This window comes from Angustibacter peucedani (assembly GCF_054779595.1).
In genome coordinates, this window is the sequence record NZ_BAAGXY010000002.1 from 13,949 (window position 1) to 40,013 (window position 26,065).

General features: G+C 75.0%; 30 protein-coding genes. 20 read left to right on the forward strand and 10 right to left on the reverse strand.

The genetic code is table 11. The features are described 5' to 3' along the window. The first annotated feature begins 49 nt into the window (after nt 1-49). Nucleotides 50-1,381: an extracellular solute-binding protein gene (locus ACYVJ4_RS00365; RefSeq protein ID WP_460458115.1), complete on the forward strand. Its 1,332-nt coding sequence runs from the start codon at nt 50-52 to the stop codon at nt 1,379-1,381. Here the strand turns inward: ACYVJ4_RS00365 and ACYVJ4_RS00370 are convergent. Beyond that, nucleotides 1,378-2,664: a glycosyltransferase 87 family protein gene (locus tag ACYVJ4_RS00370; protein WP_460458116.1), complete on the reverse strand. Its 1,287-nt coding sequence runs from the start codon at nt 2,662-2,664 to the stop codon at nt 1,378-1,380. The two genes, ACYVJ4_RS00365 and ACYVJ4_RS00370, sit on opposite strands and share 4 nt — an antisense overlap. A 122-nt stretch (nt 2,665-2,786) precedes the next feature. Here ACYVJ4_RS00370 and ACYVJ4_RS00375 point away from each other — a divergent pair, with 122 nt between their 5' ends. Together ACYVJ4_RS00375 and ACYVJ4_RS00380 are read left to right on the forward strand one after the other, a co-directional pair. Then, nucleotides 2,787-3,929 carry a molybdopterin-dependent oxidoreductase gene (locus tag ACYVJ4_RS00375; RefSeq protein WP_460458117.1) on the forward strand — a complete coding sequence of 381 codons (1,143 nt, stop codon included), beginning with the start codon at nt 2,787-2,789 and terminating at the stop codon, nt 3,927-3,929. Beyond that, nucleotides 3,926-4,372, forward strand: coding sequence for a hypothetical protein (locus tag ACYVJ4_RS00380; protein ID WP_460458118.1), 447 nt, complete (start codon nt 3,926-3,928; stop codon nt 4,370-4,372). Before ACYVJ4_RS00375 ends, ACYVJ4_RS00380 begins: the two co-directional genes overlap by 4 nt. On the opposite strand, the gene ACYVJ4_RS00385 is transcribed toward ACYVJ4_RS00380, so the two are convergent. Both ACYVJ4_RS00385 and ACYVJ4_RS00390 read right to left on the reverse strand, forming a co-directional pair. Next, nucleotides 4,348-5,601 carry a DUF2064 domain-containing protein gene (locus ACYVJ4_RS00385; protein WP_460458119.1) on the reverse strand — a complete coding sequence of 418 codons (1,254 nt, stop codon included), beginning with the start codon at nt 5,599-5,601 and terminating at the stop codon, nt 4,348-4,350. The genes ACYVJ4_RS00380 and ACYVJ4_RS00385 overlap by 25 nt on opposite strands. Before the next feature lie 8 nt (nt 5,602-5,609). Beyond that, nucleotides 5,610-6,281 carry a glycosyltransferase family 2 protein gene (locus ACYVJ4_RS00390; protein WP_460458120.1) on the reverse strand — a complete coding sequence of 224 codons (672 nt, stop codon included), beginning with the start codon at nt 6,279-6,281 and terminating at the stop codon, nt 5,610-5,612. Nucleotides 6,282-6,404: 123 nt separating this feature from the next. Here ACYVJ4_RS00390 and ACYVJ4_RS00395 point away from each other — a divergent pair, with 123 nt between their 5' ends. Together ACYVJ4_RS00395 and ACYVJ4_RS00400 are read left to right on the forward strand one after the other, a co-directional pair. Continuing rightward, nucleotides 6,405-7,100 (forward strand): response regulator transcription factor, encoded by a 696-nt coding sequence (locus ACYVJ4_RS00395; RefSeq protein WP_460458121.1) that lies wholly within the window; start codon nt 6,405-6,407, stop codon nt 7,098-7,100. Next, entirely contained in the window at nt 7,097-8,221 is a 1,125-nt protein-coding gene (locus ACYVJ4_RS00400; protein WP_460458122.1) for a sensor histidine kinase, read from the forward strand. The genes ACYVJ4_RS00395 and ACYVJ4_RS00400 overlap by 4 nt, the downstream gene beginning before the upstream one ends. Nucleotides 8,222-8,239: 18 nt before the next feature. Here the strand turns inward: ACYVJ4_RS00400 and ACYVJ4_RS00405 are convergent, their stop codons facing one another. Further along, the gene (locus ACYVJ4_RS00405; protein WP_460458123.1) at nt 8,240-9,229 is read right to left on the reverse strand and encodes an NAD-dependent epimerase/dehydratase family protein; all 990 of its coding nucleotides are present in this window, start codon (nt 9,227-9,229) and stop codon (nt 8,240-8,242) included. A gap of 24 nt (nt 9,230-9,253) precedes the next feature. Then, nucleotides 9,254-9,691 (reverse strand): pyridoxamine 5'-phosphate oxidase family protein, encoded by a 438-nt coding sequence (locus tag ACYVJ4_RS00410; RefSeq protein ID WP_460458124.1) that lies wholly within the window; start codon nt 9,689-9,691, stop codon nt 9,254-9,256. Between the two features lie 132 nt (nt 9,692-9,823). On the opposite strand from ACYVJ4_RS00410, the gene ACYVJ4_RS00415 reads away from it, so the two are divergent. Continuing rightward, a complete protein-coding gene (locus ACYVJ4_RS00415; RefSeq protein ID WP_460458125.1) occupies nt 9,824-11,521 on the forward strand; it encodes a sensor histidine kinase in 1,698 nt (565 codons plus the stop codon). A gap of 4 nt (nt 11,522-11,525) precedes the next feature. Here the strand turns inward: ACYVJ4_RS00415 and ACYVJ4_RS00420 are convergent, their stop codons facing one another. Continuing rightward, nucleotides 11,526-12,167, reverse strand: coding sequence for a response regulator (locus ACYVJ4_RS00420; RefSeq protein WP_460458126.1), 642 nt, complete (start codon nt 12,165-12,167; stop codon nt 11,526-11,528). 84 nt (nt 12,168-12,251) lie between these two features. Between ACYVJ4_RS00420 and ACYVJ4_RS00425 the strand changes: the two genes are divergently transcribed. Genes ACYVJ4_RS00425 through ACYVJ4_RS00435 form a run of 3 tightly spaced genes read left to right on the forward strand, consistent with a single transcriptional unit; the run spans nt 12,252 to nt 14,094 of the window. Continuing rightward, complete coding sequence (locus tag ACYVJ4_RS00425; RefSeq protein WP_460458127.1) at nt 12,252-12,725, forward strand: universal stress protein; 474 nt, start codon at nt 12,252-12,254, stop codon at nt 12,723-12,725. Between the two features lie 12 nt (nt 12,726-12,737). Then, nucleotides 12,738-13,598, forward strand: coding sequence for an LLM class F420-dependent oxidoreductase (locus tag ACYVJ4_RS00430; RefSeq protein ID WP_460458128.1), 861 nt, complete (start codon nt 12,738-12,740; stop codon nt 13,596-13,598). Nucleotides 13,599-13,602: 4 nt separating this feature from the next. Then, on the forward strand, nt 13,603-14,094 hold the full coding sequence (locus tag ACYVJ4_RS00435) for a TspO/MBR family protein (RefSeq protein WP_460458129.1): 492 nt from the start codon (nt 13,603-13,605) through the stop codon (nt 14,092-14,094). A gap of 2 nt (nt 14,095-14,096) precedes the next feature. On the opposite strand, the gene ACYVJ4_RS00440 is transcribed toward ACYVJ4_RS00435, so the two are convergent. After that, a complete protein-coding gene (locus ACYVJ4_RS00440; protein ID WP_460458130.1) occupies nt 14,097-14,552 on the reverse strand; it encodes an SRPBCC family protein in 456 nt (151 codons plus the stop codon). Nucleotides 14,553-14,799: 247 nt separating this feature from the next. Here ACYVJ4_RS00440 and ACYVJ4_RS00445 point away from each other — a divergent pair, with 247 nt between their 5' ends. The 5 genes from ACYVJ4_RS00445 (at nt 14,800) to ACYVJ4_RS00465 (ending at nt 18,276) form a co-directional block, all read left to right on the forward strand. Beyond that, entirely contained in the window at nt 14,800-15,000 is a 201-nt protein-coding gene (locus ACYVJ4_RS00445; RefSeq protein WP_460458131.1) for a hypothetical protein, read from the forward strand. Continuing rightward, nucleotides 14,970-15,341, forward strand: a complete 372-nt coding sequence (locus tag ACYVJ4_RS00450) for a hypothetical protein (protein WP_460458132.1) — start codon at nt 14,970-14,972, stop codon at nt 15,339-15,341. Before ACYVJ4_RS00445 ends, ACYVJ4_RS00450 begins: the two co-directional genes overlap by 31 nt. Before the next feature lie 161 nt (nt 15,342-15,502). Further along, on the forward strand, nt 15,503-16,084 hold the full coding sequence (locus ACYVJ4_RS00455) for a CBS domain-containing protein (protein WP_460458133.1): 582 nt from the start codon (nt 15,503-15,505) through the stop codon (nt 16,082-16,084). Nucleotides 16,085-16,089: 5 nt separating this feature from the next. Next, complete coding sequence (locus ACYVJ4_RS00460) at nt 16,090-17,337, forward strand: acetyl-CoA hydrolase/transferase family protein (RefSeq protein WP_460458252.1); 1,248 nt, start codon at nt 16,090-16,092, stop codon at nt 17,335-17,337. Nucleotides 17,338-17,457: 120 nt separating this feature from the next. Continuing rightward, complete coding sequence (locus ACYVJ4_RS00465; RefSeq protein ID WP_460458134.1) at nt 17,458-18,276, forward strand: universal stress protein; 819 nt, start codon at nt 17,458-17,460, stop codon at nt 18,274-18,276. Nucleotides 18,277-18,332: 56 nt separating this feature from the next. Here the strand turns inward: ACYVJ4_RS00465 and ACYVJ4_RS00470 are convergent, their stop codons facing one another. Beyond that, the gene (locus ACYVJ4_RS00470; RefSeq protein ID WP_460458135.1) at nt 18,333-18,992 is read right to left on the reverse strand and encodes a fasciclin domain-containing protein; all 660 of its coding nucleotides are present in this window, start codon (nt 18,990-18,992) and stop codon (nt 18,333-18,335) included. Between the two features lie 157 nt (nt 18,993-19,149). Between ACYVJ4_RS00470 and ACYVJ4_RS00475 the strand changes: the two genes are divergently transcribed. From ACYVJ4_RS00475 to ACYVJ4_RS00485, 3 genes are all read left to right on the forward strand, one after another. Beyond that, nucleotides 19,150-19,740 (forward strand): RNA polymerase sigma factor, encoded by a 591-nt coding sequence (locus ACYVJ4_RS00475; protein ID WP_460458136.1) that lies wholly within the window; start codon nt 19,150-19,152, stop codon nt 19,738-19,740. Further along, complete coding sequence (locus ACYVJ4_RS00480; protein WP_460458137.1) at nt 19,740-20,441, forward strand: anti-sigma factor; 702 nt, start codon at nt 19,740-19,742, stop codon at nt 20,439-20,441. Before ACYVJ4_RS00475 ends, ACYVJ4_RS00480 begins: the two co-directional genes overlap by 1 nt. 89 nt (nt 20,442-20,530) lie before the next feature. Beyond that, nucleotides 20,531-21,022: an ANTAR domain-containing protein gene (locus ACYVJ4_RS00485; protein WP_460458138.1), complete on the forward strand. Its 492-nt coding sequence runs from the start codon at nt 20,531-20,533 to the stop codon at nt 21,020-21,022. Between the two features lie 3 nt (nt 21,023-21,025). On the opposite strand, the gene ACYVJ4_RS00490 is transcribed toward ACYVJ4_RS00485, so the two are convergent. Then, nucleotides 21,026-21,412, reverse strand: coding sequence for a VOC family protein (locus ACYVJ4_RS00490; protein ID WP_460458139.1), 387 nt, complete (start codon nt 21,410-21,412; stop codon nt 21,026-21,028). 65 nt (nt 21,413-21,477) lie between these two features. Further along, nucleotides 21,478-22,098: a pyridoxamine 5'-phosphate oxidase family protein gene (locus ACYVJ4_RS00495; protein ID WP_460458140.1), complete on the reverse strand. Its 621-nt coding sequence runs from the start codon at nt 22,096-22,098 to the stop codon at nt 21,478-21,480. 249 nt (nt 22,099-22,347) lie between these two features. Between ACYVJ4_RS00495 and ACYVJ4_RS00500 the strand changes: the two genes are divergently transcribed. The 3 genes from ACYVJ4_RS00500 to ACYVJ4_RS00510 are packed head-to-tail and all read left to right on the forward strand — an operon-like array spanning nt 22,348 to nt 26,065. Beyond that, entirely contained in the window at nt 22,348-23,964 is a 1,617-nt protein-coding gene (locus ACYVJ4_RS00500) for a DUF4331 domain-containing protein (RefSeq protein ID WP_460458141.1), read from the forward strand. A 38-nt stretch (nt 23,965-24,002) separates the two neighbouring features. Continuing rightward, on the forward strand, nt 24,003-24,731 hold the full coding sequence (locus tag ACYVJ4_RS00505; protein WP_460458142.1) for a class F sortase: 729 nt from the start codon (nt 24,003-24,005) through the stop codon (nt 24,729-24,731). Continuing rightward, nucleotides 24,728-26,065 carry a tetratricopeptide repeat protein gene (locus tag ACYVJ4_RS00510; protein ID WP_460458143.1) on the forward strand — a complete coding sequence of 446 codons (1,338 nt, stop codon included), beginning with the start codon at nt 24,728-24,730 and terminating at the stop codon, nt 26,063-26,065. The genes ACYVJ4_RS00505 and ACYVJ4_RS00510 overlap by 4 nt, the downstream gene beginning before the upstream one ends.

Here is a 26,065-nt window from a genome sequence, read left to right on the forward strand (position 1 = left end):
CACCGGCCTGAGCCTCAAGATCACAGCGCCCGCGCCCGATGGACGAATGGTGCGCACCTGGCCCCCGCGAGCAGCCCTCGGCGCCGCCGCGGCCGTGCTGGCGGCGAGCGGCGCGCTGACGGCGTGCGGTCCGGCCGCCCAGGCGCCGGCGCCGAGCGCCTCGCACCCCGCGGTGCTCACGGTGTGGGTGCACAGCGGCACCAGCCAGGAGCGCGCCAGCACCCGGCGCCAGCTCGACGCCTGGGAGGCAGCGCACCCCGAGGTGCGGGTGGCGCTGCGGGTCGTCACCGAGGGCGACTACACCGACGTGCTGCAGAGCGCCTCGGCGGCCGGCGACCTCCCCGACCTGGTGGAGGTGGACGGCCCGCTGCTCGCGAACCTGGACTACCAGGGCGCGCTGGCGGACCTCCACGACGTCCTGCCCAGGGCGACGCTCGACCGGTTGATCCCGTCGCTGGTGCAGCAGGGCACGGTGCGCGGCCGTTTCGTCGGCGCCGGCGAGTTCGACAGCGGGCTCGGGCTCTTCGCCAGCCGCCAGGCCCTCGCGCGGGTCGGCGCGCGCCTGCCCACCGGACCCGACGACGCGTGGACGGCGGCCGAGACGACGTCCGTGCTCGCGCGTCTCGCGCGGCACGACCGGGACGGCGAGGTGCTCGACCTCAAGCGCTCGTACGGCGTCGGCGAGTGGCTCACGTACGGTTTCGCCCCGGCCGTCTGGTCGGCCGGCGGCGACCTCGTCGACCGCACGACCGGACGGGCGTCCGGCGTGCTGGACGGCCCCGCCAGCGTGAGCGCGCTGCGCACCCTGCAGCGGTGGCAGCGGTACGTCGACCCCGACCCGCACGACGACGCGTTCGTCAGCGGCCGGGTCGCCCTGTCGTGGGTGGGCCACTGGGCCTATCCCGACTACCGCGCAGCGCTGGGGGACGACCTCGTGGTGCTGCCGCTGCCGGACTTCGGGCACGGCTCGCGCACCAGCCTGGGCTCGTGGACCTGGTCGGTGGCGCAGGACTCGCCGCACCGCCGCGAGGCCGGCGAGCTGCTCGACACGCTGCTGCAGGACGGTGCCGTGGCGCGCACGGCCGCGGCCAACGGCGCGGTGCCGGCGACGCGCGCCGCCCTGGAGGGGTCCCAGCTCTACGGCACCGACGGGCCGCTGCGGCTGTTCGCCGACCAGCTGGCCCGCCCGTGCGGCGACCACCCGCAGCAGGCCGGCTGCGTCGCGGTCCCCCGCCCGCTCACCCCGGCGTACCCGGCGATCACGGCGCAGTTCGCCCAGGCCGTCGACGCGGTGTTCCGGGGGGCCGACGTCCGGACGGCGCTGCACCGCGCGGCGCTCGCCGTCGACGCCGACCTCGCGGCCAACCGCGGCTGGCGCTAGGGCGTCAGCCGCTGCGACCGCGCGCGCCAGCTCGCGGCCAGGACGACGAGCCCGGCGACCCCGTAGCCGACGACCCGGGTCAGCTCGTAGCGGTGGCCGAGGTCGGCCGCTGCGTAGACGAGGTACGGGGCGGCGACGACCGCGAGCCACGCCAGCCGGGCGCCCAGCGCCACGAGGGGGACGAGCAGGAGGGCGTACCAGGGGTAGGCCGGCTCGATCAGCAGGAACGCGACCCCGACGGCGACGGCCGCACCGTGCCACGGCTCCTGCTGCTGGCGGGCGGCCCGTCGCCACACGAGGAGCAGCGTCGCGGCGACCAGCAGCACCCCGACCGGCTCGACGACGACGTCCGGCAGCACGACGCGCAGGAGGTCGAAGCGGTCGGTCGACTCCTCCCCGAGGTAGCCCCCGAGGAACCCGGTGACGTCGGTGCCGAGCACCGCCACGTGCGGCAGGTACACGACGAGAACGGCCGCGACGGCCGCGATCCCCACGCGCACCGACCGCCGCGGCGGCACGGACGCCGCCACCAGCACCGGCAGGAACTTCGTGGCGACGGCCAGGCCGAGCACGACGCCGGAGGAGGTCCAGGACCGGCGCACCAGCAGCCCCAGCGCGACCACGACCAGCAGCGACGCCAGCACGTCGACGTGGGCGCCGCCCCCCGCCTCCAGGACGACGGTCGGGCACCAGCTCCACCACACCACGCGCCGCGGGTCACCGCCGGTGCGTCGCAGCACCACGAGGACGGCGACCGCGGTGGCCACGGAGAGCGAGGCCGCCGCGACCTGCAGGGGCAGGGCCTCGCCCCGGCCGCCCGTCAGCACGTGGACGAGCCAGAACCAGGCCTCGGCCACCGGCGGGTACACCGTGCGCTCACCGGGGTGGTTCAGCCGCGGCGTGACGCCGTCCGGGAAGAGCCACGCGTCGCGCAGCCGCGCCAGCGCCGGGTCGCCGGGGGCGTAGCGGTAGGGATCGGTGCCCGAGGCCTGGACCCGACCGTCCCAGGCGTAGCGCAGGTAGTCGTCGGTGGTGAGCGGTGCGGTGCGCAGGGCCACGAGCTGCAGCCCCGCTCCGACGGCGACGGCGGCCACCGGGGCCAGCCGGTGGCGCACCTGGAGCAGCGCCAGGGCACCGCCGACGAACACGGCGAACATGGCGCCGACCACCAGCAGGGCCGAGCGCGGGTGGTCCGACCGGCGCAGCTCCTGGAACAGCACCAGCAGCAGCGCGAGCGCGAGCGCGGCCAGCCCGCTCGCCACCACCCGCACCCGCTGCCGCACCGACCCACCGTCCCACGGGCGAGACCGTCGCACCGGGGTGAGCCGCCTTGTCGTTGGCACGCAAGGGAACCGTAAGGAGTGAGGGGGCCGGCGCCCCGTCGTCCGCGACCTACCGTCGAGGGGTGCCCCTGCCCCAGCCGTCGAGCCTGCGGCCGCCCGAGATCCGCAGCCCGCTGCGCGACGTCCGCGTCACGGCGAGGGTCGGCCGGCTGCTCGGCATCGCGGTCGCCATCTGCTTCGTCACGGGACTGGTCAGCCACCTGCACCAGCACCCGGTCGGCTGGTTGCCGATCCCCCCGTCCCCGACGTGGGGCTACCGGTTCACCCAGGGCCTGCACGTCGCCACCGGGATCGCGTGCGTCCCGCTGGTGCTGGTGAAGCTCTTCAGCGTCTACCCCAAGCTGCTCGAGTGGCCGCCGGTGCGCTCGATCCCCCATGCGCTGGAACGGCTCTCGGTCGCCGTGCTCGTCGCCGCGATGCTCTTCGAGGTCGTCACCGGGCTGCTCAACATCGCCCAGTGGTACCCGTGGTCCTTCTTCTTCCCCGCCGCCCACCACGCCGTCGCGTGGGTGCTGGCCGGGTCGGTGCTGCTGCACCTCGCCATCAAGGCCCCGCGGATCAGCGAGGGCCTGCGGCGTGCGCTGGACGACGACGCCGACGACCGCGCGGCCACGGGCCTGACCCGGCGCGGGCTGGTCGTCGGCACGCTCGCCGCCGTCGGGTCGGTCACCCTGGTCACCGTCGGCCAGACGCTGCCGGGGTTCGGCCGGCTGGCGGTGCTCGCCCCCCGTCGTCCGGACATCGGCCCCCAGGGGCTGCCCGTCAACCGCACCGCGACGGCTGCTCGGATCACCACCTCCGCCGTCGACGACACGTGGCGGCTCGTCGTCGACGCGCCGAGACCGTCGTCGTTCAGCCGGTCCGAGCTGGAGCAGCTGCCGCAGACCGAGGTCGAGCTGCCGATCAGCTGCGTCGAGGGCTGGAGCGCGTCGGCGCGCTGGGGCGGGGTGCGCCTGCGCGACCTGCTGCGCCTGGTCGGCGCGGACGACGTGCGGCGCGTCACCGTGCGCTCGCTCGAGGAGCGCGGGCTCTACTCGAGCAGCGACCTCACCCGGGCGCAGGCGATGCACCCCGACACCTTGCTGGCGTTGCGGGTCAACGGGTCCGACCTCGCGCTCGACCACGGGTACCCCGTGCGGCTGGTCGCGCCGAACCGACCGGGCGTGCTGCAGACCAAGTGGCTGAGCCGGGTCGAGGTCGCATGAACCGGCCGGCCGTACGGCTGCTCCTGGCCGGCCTCGGCCTGGGCGGCATCGCCTGGGGCGCGTGGCTGGTGCTCGGCGGGGGCCGGGCCACCGACCTGCGGTCGGTGGTGCTCTGGGCCGCCCTCGCGCTGGTCGCGCACGACGGCGTCCTCGCGCCGGTCGTCGTCGGGGCGGGCTGGCTGGCCGCCCGCCGGCTGCCGGGCGGCGTCCGCGCGCCGGTGCAGGTCGGGGCCCTCGTGGCGGCGTCGTTGACGCTGGTGTCGGCACCGCTCTGGCTCGGCCGCCTGGTGCGCGGCCCGTCGGTCGCGAACCCCTCGGCCGACCCGCTGGACTACCCGCGCAACCTGGTGCTGGTGCTGCTCGCGGTGGCTGCGGCCACCGCCGTCGCGGTCACCGTCGGCCTCGTGGCGTCGCGGCGTCAACGGCGCAGCGCCACGAACTGACGCCCGCCCCGCGACCAGCGCTCCTCGACCCGGTAGCCGAGCCGCTCTGCGCGCCGCACGGCCGCCGCCGGACCGACGCGGGCCCACGCGAACTCCTCGCTCACGAGGTCACCGTCCGCGGTGCGCAGCTGCAGCGACGTGACCTCGTCGACGTCGTGCGGTTCCGGCTCGACGAGCAGCAGACCGCCGGGGCGCAGCAGCTCGCGGATCCGCTGCAGCACCCGGCCCGGGTCACCGCCGATCCCGAGGTTGCCGTCGACGAGCAGCACGGTGTCCCAACGGCCCTCGCCGGGCAGCCCGTCGAACACCGACCGGTGCAGGGCCAGGGCGCCGGCCGCCGCGGTGCGCTCGACCGAGGCGCCGGCGATGTCGACGCCGAGCACCGGCCGACCGCGCGCGGCGAGCTCGGCGGCCATCCGGCCGGGACCGCAGCCGACGTCCAGCGTCACGCCTTCGCAGCGGTCGAGCAGCGCGCGGTCGTCGTCGTCCGCGTCCTGCGACCAGCGGTCGAGCAGCCACGGCAGCACCCGCCCGTCGTCAGCGACCAGCCGCAGCGCCGGTCCCCCGCGCAGAGCGGCGTCGTAGAGCTCGACGGGCGAGCGGCGCGGCGGGACGCCCGTCACCCGCGCGAACGTCGAGGCGAACCGCGTGCGGGGCGCCGACGTCGCCACCACCCGGGCGTCCTCGATCTCGTCGACGTCCCGCCGGACCGGGAGGTCGAGGACGTCGAACCCGGCCTCCACCAGCCGGACCCGTTGCAGCGCACCGGTCGTGGGCTGGCTCATCGGAACACCGAGGAAGACCTCCGGACGAGGGGCGAGCATGCCGACGCCCCAGAAGCCGCCGTCCTCGCACATCCCGATGGCGGCGTCGGGACCGCCGGCGCGCAGCTCGACCGAGAGGTCCGCCGGCGTCAGCTGCGGCGTGTCCATGCCGACCAGGAAGGCCGGTCCGTCGACGGCGGCGAACGCGCCCGCCAGCCGCTCGGCCAGGCCGCCCCCGACCTGCGGCAGCACCTCGAACCCCGGCGGCAGCCACGGGCCGGGCTCGCCGTCCAGCACCAGCACCCGGCGAGCAGCGGGGGTGGCCGCGACGACGTCCAAGGTATCCGCGAGCGCCGCAGCAGCCAGGGCGGCCGCGCCGTCCGGCCCGACAGCCGGCTCGAGGCGGGTCTTGGCCCGCCCCGGCAGCGGCTCCTTGGCCAGCACCAGCAACGTCAACGGTCCCACGGGGCCGGTCAACGGCCGGGTCCGCCCGCCAGGAGGACGCGCGACATGTCGGCGACCGCGCGGGCGGTGCCGCGCACCGTCCCGGTCACCTTCGAGCGGCCCACCCGCGCCGAGTACGTCACGTCGACCTCGCGCACCCGCCAGCCGGCCCGCGCGGCGAGCATCACGGTCTCGAGCGGGTAGCCCGAGCGGCGGTCGGCCAGCGGCAGCGCGAGCAGGTCCTCACGCCGGGCCGCGCGCACCGGGCCGAGGTCGTGCAGCCAGGTGCGCGCCGCCAGGCTCATGGGCACCGACAGCGCGAGGTTGGCGACCCGCGCGTGCCACGGCCACGCGCCCCGCACGGCGCGCCGGCGTCCCAGCACGAGGTCGGCCTCGTCGCGGTCGAGCGGACCGACGACGCGGCCGAGCTCGCGCAGGTCGAGCGAGGCGTCCGCGTCGCAGAACGCGACCAGCTCGGCCGTCGCCGCCCGCAGCCCCCGGTGGCAGGCGGCGCCGTAGCCCGGCCGCGGCTCGTCGACGACCAGGGCCCCCAGGCCGCGCGCCACGTCGGCCGACCCGTCGCGCGAGCCGTTGTCGACGACGATCGCGCGCGCCCCCGGCGGCAGCCCGGCCAGCACCTGCGGCAGGGCGGCGGCCTCGTCCAGGCACGGCAGCACGACGTCCAGGCGGTGCGGGGTCACGGCTCCGACCGTAGGGCGGGCCCGGCAGGACGGCCCACCAGACCGTCTTACGGTTTCCTTGCGGCGCCGGCCGAACCGGTCGCGGCGGGCGCACGGCCCGCGCCGCACGACTACCGTGACCGGGTGCCCACCGTGCTCGTCGCGGACGACGACCCGACCGTCTCGCAGGTGCTGTGCGACTACCTGCGCCGCGCCGGCATCACCCCGGTCGCGGTGGCCGACGGCGCGGCCGCGCTCGGCGTCGTCCGGGCCGGGCAGCACCTCGACCTCGCGGTGCTCGACGTGATGATGGGCCCGCCGGACGGCCTCGAGCTGTGCCGGCTGCTGCGCTCCGACCCGCCCACCCAGCACCTGCCGATCATCGTGCTGACCGCCCTGGGCGACGAGCTCGACCGGATCGCCGGCTTCGAGTCCGGCGCTGACGACTACGTCACCAAGCCCTTCAGCCCGCGCGAGGTGGTGCTGCGCGTGCAGGCGCTGCTGCGGCGCAGCGACCCGGCCCGCGAGCGCCTGTCGCCGCTGCTGACCTCCGGCGACCTCGTCGTCGACACCGCCGCCCGCTCGGTCACGCGGGGCGGAGCTGCGCTGCAGCTCACCGCGCGCGAGCTGGACCTGCTCACCTTCCTGGTCGAGCACCCCGGCCAGGTGTTCTCCCGCGACGTCCTGATGCACCGGGTGTGGGGCTGGTCCTTCGGGGACGAGTCCACCGTGACGGTGCACGTGCGCCGGCTGCGCGAGAAGCTCGAGGACGACCCGTCGTCGCCCACCCGCCTGGTCACGGTCTGGGGCTCGGGCTACCGCTGGGACGACGTCGCATGAGCTCTGACCACCTGGCCGTGCTCGCGGTCGCCGCGGCGTGCGTCGTCGTCGTCGGCGCCGTGGGGCAGCTCGTCGTCCTGCGGCTCAGCCGTCGCGGGCTGGGCCAGCTGCTCGCGGCCATCTCGTGCGTGTCGCTGCTGGCCGTCGGCGTCGCCGTCGCCGCCGACGCCCGCGTGATGTTCCTGTCGCCGCACGACTCCCTGGTCGTCGTCCTGACGCTGTCGGCCGCGACGCCGCTGGCCGTCGTGCTGTCGGTGTGGCTCGGGCGGCGCGTCTCGCGCTCGGCGCACGCCCTGGCCGCGAGCGCCCGGTCGCTCGGCGAGGGCGAGCCGCCGCGTCCGACCGAGGTGGTCTCGGCCGAGCTGGCCACGGTGCAGGAGGCGTTGCTGGCGGCGGACTCCGGGCTTCGAGCGGCCCGCCAGACCGAACGGGCCGCCGAGGCCTCCCGGCGCGAGCTGGTGGCGTGGGTCTCGCACGACCTGCGCACCCCGCTGGCCGGCATCCGGGCGATGGCCGAGGCGCTCGAGGACGGCGTCCTCGACGACCCCGGCGACTACTACAAGCGGTTGCGCGTGGAGTCCGACCGGCTCAGCGAGATGGTCGACACGTTGTTCCTGCTCTCGCGCCTGCACGCCGGTGCGCTCGTGCCGCGCCCCCAGTCGATGGACGTGCGGGACCTGGTGTCCGACGCCGTCGCCTCGATCGGTCCGGTCGCGCAGGCGCGCAAGGTCGCCGTGACCGGCGAGGCTGGCTCCGGACTGGTCGCTGTCGTCGATCCCGCACAGCTGTCCCGCGCGCTCGACAACCTGCTGGTCAACGGCGTGCACCACACCCCGGCCGGCGGCGAGGTGCAGGTGCGCGCCCGGCGGGCGGGCGACGCCCTGGTGCTCAGCGTGCAGGACGCCTGCGGGGGCATCGCGGAGGACGAGATGGCCCGGGTGTTCGACCTGGCCTGGCGCGGCGCATCGGCGCGCTCGACCGGCCCGGACGGCGGCGGTGGCCTGGGGCTGTCGGTGGCACGCGGCATCGTCGAGGCCCACGGCGGCACGGTGCAGGTCGAGAACCACGGCCTCGGCTGCCGGTTCGACGTCGTGCTGCCCGGCGCGCTGCAGCCCGTCTGAGCCGCCGCGCCCGGCCGGCTACGCCTCGTCGAGGAGCTCCCGGACGCCGGCGACGAAGTCCTCGATCGCCGCCCAGCCGAGCTCGGCGCGGGCCCGCTCGCTGGACGCCGTGATGTGCCGGACGTCGGCCAGCCGGGCCGCTCCGGTGACCTCCGGCGCTGCGGTGCCCGCCAGGTCGGTCATGGTGGTCGCCAGGTCGAGGACGGTGCGCGGCGTGCCGCTGCCGACGTTGAACGCCCGCAGGGCGCCGGTGGGCAGCGGCGCGGAGAGCGCCGCGACGCAGGCGCGCGCGACGTCCCTCACGTGCACGAAGTCCCGCCGCTGACCGCCGTCCTCGGTCACCTGCGGGGCCCGACCGGCGCGGACCGCGGACCGGAAGATCGCCGCGACACCGGCGTAGGGGGTGTCCAGCGGCAGACCGGGTCCGTAGACGTTGTGGAAGCGCAGCGCGGCGACCGACCCGCCGCTCTGCCGGGCCCAGACCGCCGAGAGCTGCTCCTGCGCGACCTTGGACACCGCGTACCCGCTGCGCGGGTCGGCGCCGACGTCCTCCCCGACCAGCGCCGGTGCGAGCTCGCGACCGCAGGTCGGGCACGGTGGCTCGTAGCGGCCGGCGGCCAGGTCGCCCTGGCGTCGCGGCCCCGGGCGCACGTCGCCGTGCTCTGAGCACCGTCCGACGCCCTCGCCGTAGAGCACCATCGAGCTCGCGAGCACCATCCGCGGAACCTCGCGCCGAGCCAGCGCCGCGAGCAGCACGGAGGTGCCGAGGACGTTGTGCGACACGTAGTCCGGCAGGTCGTCGAGGCCCTGCTCGAGGCCCACCTTGGCCGCCAGGTGCACCACCGCGTCGACGTCGTCGACGGCGGCCTGCACGGCGGACGCGGCGCGCACGTCGGCGGCCGGCGCCGCGGCGAGGTCGAGGACCTGCACCTGGTGCCCGGCGTCGCGAGCAGCGCCCACCACCGCCCCGCCGATGAAACCGCTGCCGCCCGTCACGAGTACCCGCACACGGGCACTGTACGAGCCGTCCGCTCAGCCCGTGGTGACCCACCGCGGGGTGAAGCGACGCCCGGTGATCGTGTCGACCACCACGCGCACGAACACCGGCTTGGGCCCGACCTGCCACGCCTCGAGCGGCAGCCCGAAGCTGTCGACGACGTCGTGCAACGCCACCAGCGAGTGCGCCCGGCCCTTCAGGACCACGCTCCACGCCGTGCCTGTCGACACGTCGATCCCGTCGACCTCGTAGGCCACGCGTCGCCCGTTCGCGGCGTCGAGCTTGGTGCCGGCGGCCGTGCGGAAGACCACGGAGCCGTGGTCGACCACGTGGTTGACCGGGAAGATCTCGGGGCCGTCGCCCAGGACGACGGCGAGCCGGCCCACCGCCGTCCCGCGCACCAGGGCCCAGCACTCGTGCTGGTGCAGCTCCTCCACGGGAGCACGCTGCTCGTCGACCGGTGGCTGGACCATGACGCACCTCCTGCACGGTGGCGCGGACGTCGCGCCGTGCCGCCAGCGTGCGGTGCGCGGAGCCGTCACGACCGGGACCAAGGGCCCGCGAACCGTGTCGTCCCAACGGGTCCGGCCACTACGCTGCGGCTCGTGACCGACTCGCAGGCGTGGCGGCAGCTGGGCCGGCTCGAGCTCGACGACCTGCTCGACGAGCTGCGCAGCCGGGCGCAGGCCGCGGTCGGTGCGCAGGCCCGCATGACCTCGCTGCTCGACGCCGTCGTGGCGGTCAGCAGCGAGCTCGACCTGGCGCAGGTGCTGAGCCGGATCGTGCGGTCGGCGTGCGACCTCGTCGACGCGCGGTACGGCGCGCTGGGCGTGCTGGCGCCCGAGGGCGAGCGGCTCGTCGAGTTCGTCACCCAGGGCGTGACGGACGAGGAGCGCGCCGCGATCGGCGACCTGCCCCCCGGCCGCGGCGTGCTGGGGCTGCTGATCCGCGACCCCCGCCCGCGCCGGCTGGCCGACATCGCCGCGCACCCCGACTCCTTCGGCTTCCCCGCGCACCACCCGCCGATGCACAGCTTCCTCGGCACGCCGGTCAGCATCCGCGGCCAGGTCTTCGGCAACCTCTACATGGCCGAGAAGCGCAGCGCGCCCGAGTTCACCGAGGACGACGAGGCCATCCTGGTGGCGCTGGCCGCGGCCGCCGGCGTGGCGGTCGAGAACGCGCGGCTCTACGACCGCTCGCGCCGCCAGCGCGAGCTCTCGGACGCCGTCGCCGAGATGACCCAGCGGCTGCTCGAGGGCGACGCCGAGGACGACGCCCTGCGGCTGATGGCGATGCGCTGCACCGAGCTCACCGGGGCCGAGCTGTCAGTGGTGGCGCTGTTCGACGACGACGGCCGCCTGGTCGTGCGGGCCACCAGTGCGGCGGATCCGGTGCACCGCAAGGGGGACGCGCTCGACGACGGCCGGTGGGCCGAGCTGGTCGACGAGGGCGAGCCGCTGCTGCTCGTGCACCGCGAGGACGAGCGGCCGGCGCCCGAGTCCGTGGCCGTGCGCCGTCTCGGCGCCAAAGGCAGCGGGCCGACCGTCCTGGTGCCGATCGGCGTCGGGGAGGCCCGGCTCGGCGTCCTGGGCGTGGCCTGGTCGCACGACGACGGCACCGCGGCCGAGCAGGTCGAGCCGCTCGGCGTCTTCGGCCGCACCGCGGCGTTGGCCCTCGAAGCCGCTGTCGCGCAACGCGACCGCGGCCGCATGGAGCTGCTCGACGACCGCGACCGGATCGCCCGCGACATGCACGACCACGTCATCCAGCGGCTGTTCGCCACGGGGCTGTCGCTGCAGTCGGCGCAGCGGCTCAGCGACGACCCGCGCGTCGCCGAGCGGCTGAGCGGCGCGGTCGACGAGCTGGACGACGCCATCAAGGACATCCGGCAGGCGATCTTCGCCCTGCACCGGCCGCTCGGCGGCCCGGGCGTGCGCGCCGAGGTCGACGAGCTGGTGGAGCAAGCCGCGCACGGCCTCGGGTTCGCGCCCGAGGTCGACCTGCCGTCGGACTGGTCGGCGCTGCCCGAGACCCTCGAGCCCGAGGTGCTGGCCGTCGTCCGCGAGGGGCTGGCGAACGTCGTCCGGCACGCGGGGGCGTCCTGGTGCCGGCTCGCGGTGCAGCTCGGCGACCCGCTCGTCGTCCGGGTCGAGGACGACGGGCGCGGGCCGTCCGGCGGCACGCACCGCAGCGGGCTGTCGAACCTCACCCGGCGGGCCGAACGGCTCGGCGGTCACCTCGAGGTCGCCGAGCGCGAGCCCGGCGGCACGCGCGTCGTCTGGCAGGTGCCGGCGCAGCGCTGAGCGGTCAGCCTCGCTTCGGCGGACGTCGGGTCGCGGCGTACACGGCCGCCTGGGTGCGGCGCTCGAAGCCCAGCTTGGACAGGATCGCCGTGACGTAGTTCTTGACCGTCTTCTCGGCCAGCACCATCTCCTCGCCGATCTGCCGATTCGTCAGCCCGTCGGCGATGTGCTGCAGGATCCGGCGCTCCTGCGGCGACAGCGCGGCCAGCCGGGGGTCGTCGCGGTCGGCGGCCCAGCGCTCGCGCACGCCCGCCCGCTGAGCCGCATCGATCAGCGACTCGCCCGCCGCCACCCGCCGCACGGAGTCGACGAGGTCGTTGCCCTTGATGTCCTTGAGCACGTACCCCGAGGCACCGGCCGCGATCGCCGCGGCCAGCGCCTGGTCGTCGTCGTAGGACGTGACCACCAGCGCCCGGATGCTCGGGTCGACCGACCGGACGGCCCGGCAGGTGTCGATGCCCGAGCCGTCGGGCAGCCGGGCGTCGAGCAGCGCGACGTCGGGTCGCAGCGCGGGGATGCGGCGAGCGGCCTCGAGCGCCGACGCCGACTCGCCCACCACCTCGATGTCGTCCTCGAGCTCAAGCAGCTCGCGCAGGCCGCGTCGCACGATCTCGTGGTCGTCCAGCAGGAACACGCGCACCGTCATGCCGCCCAGTGTGGCCCCGCCCGCCGCCCGGACGACGGGACCAAGGGCCCGACCGCGCGCGCGACGTCGACGCAGGCTGGACGCATGACCGCGCTCCCCGCACCCGCACATCACGACCGCACCCGCCCGACGTCCCCGCCGCGGGCGGTGGCGGACGTCGTGGCCGGCCTCGTCAACGACGGCTCGGCCGCCGCCGTGGCCGGCGCGGCCGTGCACGAGGCGGCCCGGCGAGGTGCGCGGGTGCGATTCCTGCAGGTGGTGCCACCGGGGTCGAGCGACGAGGAGCGGGCCGAGATCGACCGCGCGACGTTCCGGGCGGCGCTGCAGGGGCTGCGCGGCGTGCGGCGGCTGCCCTGCACGTTCGAGGTCGTCGACGGCGACGCGGCCGAGGTGCTGGTCGCGCGCAGCCGGGGTGCGGGCCTGCTGGTGGTCGGACGCGACCTGCCGGCGTCCGACCACGACGTCGCCCAGCGCTGCCAGCGGCTGGCCGCGTGCGACGTCCTCACCGTCGTGGCGCAACTGACCGAGCCCGGGCGCGCCGACCAGGCGGATCCGTGATCGGCTGGCGACATGAAGCTCGCCATCCACTGCTCGAACCTGTCCTACCCCGGCTGGCCCGGCTCGATCCCGGGCACGCTGCAGGCCGTCGCCCGCGCCGCCGACCAGGGCGGGGTGCACACGCTGACGATGATGGACCACTGGTTCCAGATGGAGCCGCTCGGCGGGCCGCCGGAGCCGATGCTCGAGGGCTACACCTCGCTGGGGTTCCTGGCCGGCCAGACCGAGCGGGTCGAGCTGGGCCTTCTCGTCACCGGCGTCACCTACCGGCACCCCGGCCTGCTCGCCAAGACCGTCACGACCCTGCACGTGCTGTCCGGCGGGCGCGCGATGCTCGGGCTCGGCGCCGCCTGGTACGAGCGCGAGCACCAGGGGCTGGGCGTGCCGTACCCGTCGACGTCCGAGCGGTTCGAGCGGCTCGAGGAGACGCTGCAGGTGGTCGAGCGGATGTGGTCGGACGACGACTCGCCCTTCCAGGGCCAGCACTACCAGCTGGCCGAGCCGGTCAACGTGCCGCCGATCGGCGAGCGCCGGCCGCGCGTCCTGATCGGTGGCACCGGCGAGCGCAAGACCTTGCGGCTGGTCGCCCGGTACGCCGACGCGTGCAACCTCTTCGACGAGGGGCACGACGTCGTCCGGCACAAGCTCGACGTCCTCGACCGGCACTGCGCGGACGTCGGTCGCGACCCGTCCGAGGTGTCGCGCACCGTGATCGTGCGCGACGACCCGTTCAGCGACGCGTTCCTGCACAAGGCGGAGACCTACGCCGGCCTGGGCATCGACCAGATCTGGCTCAGCCCGCCGCCCGCCGATGCGGTCGCGTTCACCGAGCGGGTCGGGTCGGACGTCGTCGCCCGGCTCGCCGACATCTGAGCCGATGAACCTGAAGCTGTTGTCGCTCACCGGGTCTGCCGTCGCGGCGACAGCACTCGTGGGGAGCGCCGCGAGCCGCGACGTGCAGAGCCGGTGGTACCAGCGGCTCGACAAGCCCGCGTTCCAGCCGCCCGGGGCGGTGTTCCCGGTGGTCTGGACGGCGCTCTACACCGACGTGGCGGTGTCGTCGGCGTCGGCGCTGGATCGCTGGCACGAGCAGGGCCAGGACGACGCGGCGCGGCAGTTCGCGGTGGCGCTCGGGGCGAACCTGGTCGCCAACGCGGCGTGGACCTGGCTGTTCTTCCGACAGCACCGGCTCGGGGCCGCGACCGTGACGGCCGCCGCGCTGGCTGTGAGCGGCGCCGACCTGGCCCGACGCGCAGCCCGCGTCGACGCCCGCGCCGCAACGGGTCTGGGCGTCTACGCGGGCTGGTGCACCTTCGCGACGGCGCTCTCGGCGTCCATCTGGCGCCGCAACCGCGGCCGCGGACGCTGACGTCAGGTGGGGTCGACGTCCCCGCGCCAGGCGCCCTCGGCGGCACCGCGTCCCTCGATGAACTCCTTGAAGCGCTTGAGGTCTGCGGAGATCTGACGGTCGTCCGCGCCCACGACGGCGCCGGCCTTCTCGACCGCGCCCTCGGGCTCCCAGTCGATCTGCACCGTGACCCGGCAGTGCGTGTCGTCGAGCCGGTGGAACGTGACGACGCCCGCGTGCGTGGTGCCGTCCGTGCTCTTCCAGGCGACCCGCTCGTCGGGGTGCTGCTCGGTGATCTCGGTGTCGAACTCGCGCTCGACGCCGGCGATCTTGGTGACCCAGTGGCTGTGCGTCGCGTCGGTCTGCGTGATGCGCTCCACGCCGCCCATGAAGTTCGGGAACGACTCGAACTGCGTCCACTGGTTGTAGGCGGTGGTGACGGGGACGTCGACGTCGACGTGGTCGGTGACGTTGGGCATGGTGGTCCACCTCTCGGCTGGGGTGCTGGGACGCCGGCCGCGGCTTGACCAGATGACGACCCTCGCACCGGACGACGACCCCGGCCACCCGGCGACGCGAACCGTGCTCCGCTGCAACGATCTCGGGCTGCGCGCGCGCAGGTCCCGGGCTACGGTGAGACCGGTCGAGCCACCGGCCTCCGGGCGGCCCCTTCCGGGCCCCGAGCCGAGGCAGGCCAGCATGAGTTCCCACCCCACCGTCGAGCGAGTGGTTTCGGCTGTGGCGCAGGCGATGCCGGGCCGCAGCATCGCCGCGGTGCATGCCGCCCTGCTGGTCGAGCTGCGCCGGGTCGCGCCCGACGGCCGAGGGCTGGACGCCCGGCGGATCGAGCTCGAGGCCGAACGCATCGCCCGGCTGCCCACCGGCTACGGCGCGGAATGGACCCCGACCGCCCGCGCCAGGAGCTGAGGGACGGCGGCGCCGTGGCCGGCCGGGGGCGCCACGCAGTCGTGCGGCTGCGCGTGCACGGACGACGAGGCAGCCCGCGGCTGGACCCGCGCCACCTGTGGGAGGGCCTCCCGGTCGAGTGGGACGTCGACGTGCGCCGGGCCGGCCCCGACCTGGGCGTGACCGTGCGCCTCGACGTCGAGGCGGACGACGACACGGCGGCGACCCAGCTCGCCGAACGCCGGGTGCACGAGGCGCTGGAGCAGGTGGCGGTCGACGAGGCGACCGGCTGGACCGTCACCTCCGCGGAGGTCGTCCCGGCCAGGCGCGGGTTCCGAGGTGCGGGACGCGGCGATCGTTGACACCGTGGGCACCAGCCGGCGTCATCGAGCCATAGGGGATCCGGCCAGATGGGGGTTCGCGGCCCGGGATCGTGAACCCCCATCGCCGCGCCCGGACGCATCACCTCGTCGAGGGACCTTCGGCCTTGCGACGGGAACGGCGCTCGCGCAACGGTCGACGCATGAGGGTCTCCGACATCATGAGCCCGTCCGTCGTCACGGTGACGCCGGACGACGCCGTCGACGCCGTCGTCCGGCTGCTCGCCACGCGAGGCATCACCACCGTGCCGGTGGTCGACGACGGCCAGGTCGTCGCGATGGTGGGCGAGGCCGACGTGGTGCGCGTCCTCGTCCCCGCCGACCCACGGGCGCACGCGCGTCCCGTGCCCGCACGGCCGCGAGCCGGCGACCTGCGGGTCCGCGACCTGATGAGCAGCCCGGCCTGGACGACGGAGCCGGGCGCCGACGTCCACGACGTCGCGGCGGTGCTGGCCCACCGGGGCTGGAAGAGCGCGGCGGTGGTCGACGACGGCCGGCTGGTCGGCGTGGTCAGCCGCAGCGACGTGATCCGGGCTCTGAGCCGACCCGACGACGAGACGGCCGCCGAGGTGCGCCAGCTGCTGCGCGAGCTGGGCCTCGTGGAGGTCGAGGTGCAGGTGCGCCGCGGCGTGCTCCACGTGGCTGGCGCGGCCGACGGACCGCGACTCGCGGCGGCCCGGCAGGCCGCGAGCACCGTCGTCGGCGTGCGGTCGGTCGCCCCGTGAGCGGGCTGCGCCTGGTGTCCCTCGCCGCGGTGACGGCCGCCGTCGCCGCGCGCGCGACCGCGCCGCGGGCGGCCGGCGAGCCGCGCGTGGTCGCGAGCGGCAACCTCGCGACCCCGCTGGAGCTGCTGGGCGCGGTCGACGCCGCGCTGCCGATCTACCGGCTCCACCTGCTCAACGCCCACCCCGGGCTGCCGGACCGCGAGGGGGTCACGCACGAGACGGCGTTCGTCGGGCCGGGCGTGCGTCGCTCGCCGCGGCTGGCGTACGTGCCGTGCCGGCTGTCGCTCCTGCCCCGGCTGCTCTCCACCGTCCTGGCCCCCGACGTCGTGGTGCTGCAGTGCTCCACGCCGCGCGACGGGCGGGTGTCGCTCGGGATCGAGGTCAACGTGCTCCCCGCCGCGGTCGAGGCGGCCCGCGCCCGCGGCGGCCTCGTCGTCGCCCAGGTCAACCCGCGCGTGCCGTACACCTTCGGCGACGCCGAGCTCGACCTCGACCTGGTCGACCTCGCCGTCGAGGTCGACGTCCCGCTCGGCAGCCCGGTCGTGCCTCCCGTCCCGGACGACGCGGCCCGCGTCATCGGCGAGCAGGTGGCCCGCCGCGTCGCCGACGGGTCGACGCTGCAGCTCGGCATCGGCGCGATCCCGGACGCCGCGCTGCAGGGTCTGCTCACGCGCAGCGGGCTGCGGATCTGGTCGGAGATGGTGGGCGACGGGCTGCTGCGGCTCGACCGGGCCGGCGCGCTCGACCCCGACGAACCGGTCTGCGCGTCGTTCATGATCGGCAGCCCCGAGCTCTACGCCTGGGCGGACGGCAACCCGCGGCTGCGCATGGTGCGCACCGAGCGGGCCAACGACCCGGCCGTCATCAGCCGGCACCCCGGCATGACGTCGATCAACTCGGCGCTGCAGGTCGACCTGTTCGCCCAGGCCAACGCCTCGCGCCGCCGAGGGCGCATCCACTCCGGCTTCGGTGGCGCCACCGACTTCCTGGTCGGCGCGCTGCACGCCCCTGGCGGCCAGGCGTTCGTCGCGCTGCGCTCGTGGCACCCGAAGGCCGACGTGTCGTCCGTCGTGGCGATGATCGACGAGCCGGTGACGTCGTTCCAGCCGACGGCGGTCGTCACCGAGCAGGGGGTGGCCGAGTGCTTCGGCCGCACCGAGCAGGAGCAGGCCGCCGCGATCATCCGCGAGGCCGCGCACCCCGACGTCCGGGACGAGCTGGCCGAGGAGGCACGAGCGCTCGGGCTGGCCTAGACCGCCTGTGCCGCAGGCAGACCAGACGCAGGACCTTCGGCCCGGACGACGGTGCGCCACCCGCGCCAGGGTGGACCTGCCGGGCTCCACCCGGCGTGCCACGACCACCGGAGGTCCGTCATGACCCGCACGTCCGTCCACCCCGTCGTCGTCGCCGTCGACGGCAGCCCGGCGTCCGACCGCGCGCTGCGCTGGGCCGTCGACGAGGCCGCCCGGCAGCGGCTGCCCCTGCACGTCGTCCACGCCCACGTCCGCGGCGAGACCGACGTCCTGGACGACGCCCGCGCGGCCGTCGACGCGCTGGCGCCCGGGCTGACCGCCCGCTACGTCCTCACCGAGCAACCACCCGGCTGGGCGCTGGTCGGGGCCTCGGCGGAGGCGACCTGCGTGGTGGTGGGCAGCCGCGGTCCGGGCGCCGTGGCCGCGCTGCTGCTGGGGTCGGTGGCGGCCGAGGTCGTGCAGCACGCCCGCTGCCCGGTCGTCGTGGTGAAGGACGTCGACGACCCCGAACGGCCGCGCGACGGCGTCGTCGTCGGGGTCGACGGGACGACGGACGCCCAGCCCGCGCTGGCCTACGCCTTCGCGCAGGCGTCGCGCCGTTCGACGTCCCTCGACGTCGTGCACGCGTGGTCGACCGATCGCGTGCCGGTGGCGGCCGGGCTGGGCGAGGTGCTCCCCGCGAGCTACCGGTTCGAGCAGGAGGAGGAGCTGGTCGTGAGCGAGACGCTCGCCGGCTGGCGCGAGCGGTACCCGGACGTCGAGGTGCGGGTCTCGGTGGTGCACGCCGCCGCGGTCCAGGCGCTGCTCGACCACGCCGAGGGCGCCCAGCTGCTGGTCGTGGGCTCGCGCGGTCGTGGCGGGTTCGCCGGGCTGCTGCTCGGGTCGGTGAGCCAGGCGCTCGCCCGCACCGTCGCCTCCCCCGTGGCCGTCGTCCGGTAGCGCGCAGGTCGGGGGCCCGACCGCGCGGTCGGGCCCTCGACGTCGTGCGCCGACCCTCAGAGGTCGACGGGGCGCAGCACCAGGCTGATGCCGTGGGCGATCTGCCGGTTGCCGCGGTTGATGTCGCGCGCCCACGGGAGCACGACCGCGTTCGCCGCGTCCGGGTCGGCGTCGACCAAGGACACGAAGCGGCACCAGCGCCCGCGCACCTTGACCGTGAGGTCGGCCCCGGCCAGCGCCGTGGCCAGGGTGGCCCCGTCCGAGCGCGTCGCCTGCTTGTAGGTGATCGTGGCCCCGGGCACCACGTGGTAGAGCAGCACCGCCTCGATCGTGTCGATGCCGAGCGTCGCGGCGGCCGCGAAGACGTCGGACTCGCTGCGGTACCAGGTGCCGGTGAGGTCGTGGACGAGCACGCGGAAAGCCCGGTCGTCGGGGAGGAAGGCCGTGAGCGCCACGGTGCCGTCGGCGAGCACCGCGACCGGGCTCGACGGCTTGGCGGTCAGCACCGCGGTGACGGCGGCGTCGAGGACGTCGTAGTCGTTGCTGTTGCGGTCGAAGGAGTGGCCGTCGGCGGCCAGCACGGCCGCCAGGCTGCGGGTGCCGAGCTCGTGGTGGCGGTGGCGTGACGACGCAGTGGCGGCAGGGGCCGCGGCGACGGTGACCGCGGCCACGGCCACGGTGGTGAGGGCGACGAGAGAGCGACGGAAGCGGTGCACGGGATCTCCAGGAGGGTGAGGAGGGGTGGCGCCTGTCAGCCCGGGGATCGCGACGAGACCGCTGGCCGGTTGCACCGGACGGCGCACTGGCGCGGTTCGCGCCAGCGGCGGGCACTCGCCGTGCAACCACGGACGGGGCGGACTACGAATCCAGGTCGTGGAGGACGACCACCAGCTGGCGCTCGCGCTGTCGCGGGGCGACCCCTCCGCGCTCGAGCGCTGCTACGCGCGCTTCGGCCCCGTGGTGCTGGCCTACCTGCGCCGGCTGGTCGGGCCGGACGACGCCGAGGACGTCCTGCAGCGCACGTTCCTCGACGTGTGGCGGGCCGCCGACCGGTTCGACGCGTCGGGGAGCCTGTCCGGCTGGCTGTTCACCATCGCCCGCCGGCGCGCGATCGACGACCTGCGGCGCCGTCGTCCGGCGGTCGTCGCCGTCGAGACGATCCGCGACCTGGTCGGGGACGACGGCGAGCAGCTGGCCGACCGCTTCGCGTGGGCCGCCGACGTCCGGTCGGCCCTGCAGCGGCTGCCCGACGCGCAGCGGGTGACGCTCGAGCTGGCCTACTTCGAGGACTGCACGCAGGCCGAGATCGCCCGACGCATGGACGTGCCGCTCGGCACCGTGAAGGCGCGCATGGCCCGCGGCTCCAGGGCGCTGGCCCAGCTGCTCGACGGCTACGACGGGCACCACGACCGTCGCGCACCGGGCCACGTGGACGACGAGACGACCGAAGGAGGTGGCGGGTGATGACCTGCGAGACAGCGGCGGACGCCCTCCCCCAGCTGCTCACCGGCGACCTCGACCGCGCCGAGACCCGAGAGGTCGTCGAGCACCTGCGCGGCTGCGCCGACTGCCGGTCGGCCCTGGTCGACCTCACCGCCGCGCACGCCGCGCTGCGGTCGGCCGGTCGCCTGGTCGCACCGCCCGACCGTCCGTCGTCCACCGGCAGCGGGTTCGACGTCGTCGACCTGCCGGCACTGCCGGTGCTGCCCCGGCGCCGGTGGTCCGGACGCCGGCTGGGCGTGGCGGCCGCTGCCCTGGCCCTCGTGGCCGGCGGCGCGGGCGCCGGTGCGGCGTGGACGGCGTCCCGGTCGCAGCCGGCCCGCGAGACCGCGGTGCGGGTCGTCGTCCTGCAGCCGGTGGCCGGGCAGGGTGACGCGGACGCCTCGGGACGGGTGACGATGTCGTCGCCCGGTGAGCAGACCCGCATGTCGATCAGCACGAGCGGGCTGCCCGCCGCGACGTCGGGGCACTTCTACTACGCGTGGCTGCTCGACCCGGCCACGAACAAGATGCTGCCGCTGGGCGTCGTCAGCTCGACGAGCCCGGCCCGCTTCGCCGTCAGCCGCGACCTCGTCGCGCGGTACCACGCCGTCGACATCAGCCTGCAGGCCGACGACGGCGACCCGGCCCACTCCGCGACGTCCGTCCTCCGCGCCGCGTACTAGGAGACCGCATGACCGATCGACCCTTGCGCGCGGTCGATGAGCGCGCCGCCCGACTTTTCACGTCGGCCGCTCCTGGTGATAATTCCGGCATGACCGAGGCACCTTCCCCTGACGGCGACGCGCGCGAGGACAGCGTCGACGAGCTCACCACCCGGCTGCGCAGCAACCGGGAGGAGATCGACGACCTAATCCGGCGCGCGGACGCCTCCGACCGCCGCGCCGACGCCAGCGACGCCCGCGCCGACGCCCACGAGGCCGAGACCGCGAACGACCGCGAACGCATCACGATGCTGGAGAAGCGGGCCGAGATCGACCGCGAGCTGATGGCCGAGCTGCAGGCCGAGGGCGTCCTGAGCAAGCAGAACGCCGCCAACCTCGAGGAGGCCCTGCGGTCCTCCCGCACGATCGGCGCCGCCATCGGCATCGTGATGGCCGAGCGCCGGGTCGGCGAGGACGAGGCCTTCGGGGTGCTGAAGAAGGCCAGCAGCGTGACGAACCGCAAGCTGCGCCTGGTGGCCGACGACGTCGTCCAGACCGGCGACGTCGCGTCGTTGCCGCCCGCGCGACCGCAGGACGGCTGACCGCTAGAAGGTCTCGCCCTGGCGCCAGGCCATCTCCTGCAGCTCGAAGGTGTTGCCGTCGGGGTCGGCGAAGCTCGCTCCCCTGACACCTCCGCCGAAGTCGTGCACCTCGCCGACGTCGACACCGCGGCCGACCAGCTCGGCACGGGCGGCCTCGACGTCCTCGACGACGAGGTGCACGCCGCGCACGCTGCCGGGCTCGCCGCGGTAGACGTCCAGGCCGGTGCCGAAGCCGATCGAGCAGCCCGATCCCTCGGGGGTCAGCTGCACGACGCGGATGCCGTCGGCCGGCTGCACGTCGACGTCCTTCGTGAATCCCAGCCTGCCCTCGAAGAACGCGATCGACCGCTCGACGTCTGCCACCGGCAGGGGCACCAGCTCGACCTTCATCCGCACCGTCGTCCTCCTCCGTCGTCCGGCTGTCCCGCAGAGCATGCCAGGGTGCGCGGACGTCGTCAGCGGCCCAGCACCTCGCGCTCGTCGGGTTCGCGGGCCGGGTCGCCCTCGGGCAGGACGTCGGACGCCCAGTCGGACCGCTTCCACTCCGGCACCGGCGTCAGGCGCCCGGCCTCCGGCACGAACTGCGAGCGCCGCACGAGCTGGTAGCGGTGGAGGTAGCGCGGGCAGTTGGGGTACACGGCGCGGGCCCGCACCCGCACGACGAGCTGCGCCTCGGGGTAGTCCGCGACGAGCGGGTCGTCGGGGTCGATGCTCGCCGTGCCGTCCAGGCGCATGCGGTGACCGCGCTCGAGGTCGAGGAACAGCATCCCGACGTCCGGGTGCACGAGGACGTTGCCCAGCGAGAGGTACATGCCGTTGCCGTCGTAGCTCGGGAACGCGACGGTGCGCTCGTCGAGCACGCGGACGAAGCCCGGTGCGCCGCCCTTGTACGAGCAGGTCGGGCGCCCCTCGGCGTCGGCGGTGGCGAGGAAGAACAGGTCGCGCGCCTCGATGAACGCCCGGTCGGCGTCGCTGATGGTGTCGGACACCAGCAGGTCGTCGATCCGGTCGGCCAGCGCGCGCGTGCCGAAGCGGTCCTGCAGCTCGCGGCTGCCGTCGTGGAACCCGGACGCCATCGACCCTCCCACGGTGCCACCCGACGCGCGCGCACCGGGGCGACCCCTGGCGCCCAGTCTGGACCTCCTCGTGGCCCGCGGTCGAGGGCGACCTCACGACGACGACCCCCTTCACCGCCGAACCCGCACCCATCCGGCGGGGCCACCGAGCCGAACTGACGCCGTGACCGCGTCGAGAGGACAGACCCGGTCGCCGCACGGCCGCTCCTGAGCGGATCCAGGCCCCGGGAGGGGGGCACCCCGGTCTCGATGACGAGGCCAAGTCGAATCGAGGGAAACATCGTGGCTCCTCCCGCTCCAACCCGACCGCTCCGGCGGCGCGGATCGGCGCTCCGCGCGTCGACCATCGCGCTGACCGGCTCGGCGCTCGCCTTCGGCGGGTCCATCGCCCTGCTGGGGCCTGGTGTCAGCTCGGCCTCCAGCCACCGCGAGGCACCGCTGACCGCCGCCGACCCGCAGGCCGACAACACGGACACGTACGCGTTCGTCAGCCCTGACAAGCCGGACACCGTGACCCTGGTCGCCAACTGGATCCCCTTCGAGGACCCCAGCGGCGGCCCGAACTTCTACCCCTGGTCCGACGACGCGCACTACAACATCAAGATCGACAGCGACGGCGACGCCAAGCCGGACGTCACGTACCAGTGGCAGTTCAAGACGACCGACAAGCGAGGGACGAAGACGTTCCTCTACAACAACGGTCCGGTGAAGAAGCTCACCGACCCGACGTTGCTGCTCAAGCAGACCTACACGCTGAAGAAGATCGACGCCGACGGCAAGGAGACCACGATCGTCTCCAGCGGCAAGGTCGCTCCGTCGAACGTCGGCAAGGCGTCGATGCCGGACTACGCGTCGTTGCGTCGTCAGTCGATCGCCAAGGTCAAGGGCGGCGGCCAGTCGTTCGCCGGCCAGGCGGACGACCCCTTCTTCCTCGACCTGCGGGTGTTCGACCTGCTGTACGGGGCGAACCTGAGCGAGTCGGGCAACGACACGCTCAGCCACTACAACGTCAACAGCGTCGCGCTGCAGATCCCCAAGTCCGAGCTGGGCGTCACGAAGGCCGACCCGGTCATCGGGGTCTGGAGCACGACCGACCGGCCGAGCATGCGGGTCGCGGCGGCTGACGGCACGCAGAAGTACAGCGGCGACTACGTCCAGGTCTCGCGACTGGGCAACCCGTTGGTGAACGAGCTCGTGGTGCCGACCGGCCTCAAGGACGCGTTCAACGCGCTCCCGCCGGAGAAGGACCGCACCGTGCAGCCCGTCGTCGACCGGGTGCTCGACCCCGAGGTGCCGAAGCTCGTCGAGAAGATCTACGGCATCAAGGCGCCGAAGACGCCGCGCAACGACCTGCAGGCCATCTTCCTGACCGGCCTGAAGGGCCTCAACCAGCCGGCCAAGCCGACGCCGTCGGAGATGCTGCGGCTCAACACGTCCATCAAGCCCACCGCGCAGCCCAACCGGCTCGGTGTGCTGGCGGGCGACAACGCGGGCTTCCCCAACGGTCGCCGGCTCGGGGACGACGTCGTCGACATCACGCTGCAGGCGGCCGAAGGCGCCGTCACGGTCGACAAGAACGGCGCCCCGAAGAAGGTGTCCATCGTGCAGCCGCTGGCTGCCGGGGACGGCGTCAACGCCAACGACGTGGCGTTCGGCAGCTCGTTCCCCTACCTGGCGCTGCCCAACTCGGGCTCGGCCGTCGGGGCCAGCTCGGCCAAGATGCCGAGCGGTGCGATGAACACCGGCGCCACGCCGGACGACGGCTTCCCGACCCAGGCCGCGTCCGCGGGTGCGTTCGGGCTGCTGCTGGCCGGGCTCGGCGTCCTGCTGTTCCGTCGCGAGCGCCGCACCGCGGTCGTCCGCTGATGCACGACGGCGGCGCGGGGACGGACGGGCCTCGGCCCGTGCGTCTCCGCGCCGTCGGCCGGTGGTCGCAGGTCGTCGCGCAGGTCCGCGCGGCGCCTGCGGCGGCCGGGCTCGTGGCGCTCGGGCTCGTCGTCACCTCGTTGGGGGTCGGGACGGCGGTCGCCCGCGCCGGCGACCACCCGGCGCCGACCGCGCCGGTCGCCTCCGCTCCCGACGACCCGCAGGCCGGTGACGCCCTCACGAGCGGCATCACCGTGCCCGGAGCCACCCCCGTGCCGCTGGCCCCGGTCGACGACCACGCCGCGGCCGCGATCGCCATCCACGTGCCGCGGCTGAAGATCGACCGCGACCTCGTCGGCCTGCGCGTGCAGACCGATCGCAGCCTCACCGTGCCCGAGAGCTTCGACGACGTCGGCTGGTGGAGCGGCGGTCCGCACCCCGGCGGGCCGGGCGCCACCCTGTTCGCCGGACACGTCAGCAGCCGTTCCGGTCCTGGCGTCTTCTACCGGCTGAAGGACCTGCGGGTCGGCGACCCGATCACGGTCGACCGTGCCGACCAGACGACCGCGGTGTTCCGCGTCGTGGGACGCGCGTCGTACCCGCGGTCGGCGTTCCCGGACGAGGTCGTCTACCGCATCACCGGCAAGCCGAGCATCCACCTGGTCACCTGCGACGGGCCGTTCGACTCCAGGATCGGGCACCACGAGGACAACCTCGTCGTGTTCGCCGACCTGGTGTCGACGAGGCCCACGAAGGGCACACGATGACGAGCTCCCGCAAGATCCTCACGCTGACCGCCGCCTCGGTGGCCCTGGCCGTGCCGCTGCTCGTCGTCGGGGCCGTGACCGGTGTCGTCGGCCAGAGCGGACCCGGGACCGCCGCGGCCCGCGGCGTCGTCGCCCCGCCGGCAGAGGTGGTGAGCGCTCGGGACGCCAGCAGCGCCATCGCCTCGCTGCAGGACCGACTCCGCGCGCTGCCGCAGGACTGGTCGGCCTGGTCGAGCCTCGGCGCCCTGTACACGAGCCAGGCCCGTCTGACGGCCGACCCGTCCTACTACACCAAGGCCGACGGGGCCTTCGCCCGCTCGCTCCAGATCCGCCCCCACGACAACGCCGGCGCCCTGACCGGCCAGGCGACCCTCGCGGCGTCCCGCCACGACTTCGACGGCGCGCTCGCGCTCACGCAGCAGGCGGCGGACCTGAACGCCTACGGCTCGACGAACCTCGGGGTCATGTCGGACGCGCTGGCCGAGCTCGGGCGCTACCCCCAGGCCTGGTCGGCCCTGCAACGCATGGTCGACCTCAAGCCGGGCGTCGCCTCCTACTCCCGCGTCTCGTACAGCTACGAGCTGCGCGGGGACGACGACGGGGCCCGGTTCGCGCTCGAGCGCGCGCTCGAGGTGGCGCAGAGCCCGGCCGACCAGGCCTTCGCCCTGCAGTACCTCGGCGAGCTGGCCTTCAACCAGGGAGACCTGCCGACCGCCGAGCGGCACTTCGCCGACGGGCTGCGGCGCGACCCCTCGTACGTGCCGCTGCTCGCCGGGCGGGCCCGCGTGGAGGCCGCTCGCGGGCGCACCGAGCAAGCGCTGCGGGACTGGGCCGAGGTGACGACACGGCTCCCGCAGCCGACCTACCTGATCGAGTACGCCGAGCTGCTCGCCTCGGCCGGCAAGACCGATGAGGCCCGGCAGCAGTACGCCGTGATCGACGCGACGGTGCGGCTGTTCCGGGCAGCCGGTGCGAACGTCGATCTCGAGCTCTCGCTGTACGACGCCGACCACGGTCGCTCGCGGCAGGCCGTCGCCACGGCCGGGGCCGAGCTGCGCCGGCGGACCAGCATCCAGGTCGAGGACGCGTACGCCTGGGCGCTGCACTCCGCGGGCCGCGACCGGGAGGCCCTGGTGCACTCGCGCCGCGCGGCCGCGCTCGGGATGCGCAACGCGCTCTTTGCCTACCACCGCGGGATGATCGAGAAGTCGTTGGGGCGCAACGCCGACGCGCGCACGTCGCTCACCCGCGCCTTGCGCACGAATCCCTACTTCTCGCCGGTGCTCGCACCGAAGGCGCGCGCGTCGCTCGCGTCGCTGAAGGCGCAGGGCTGA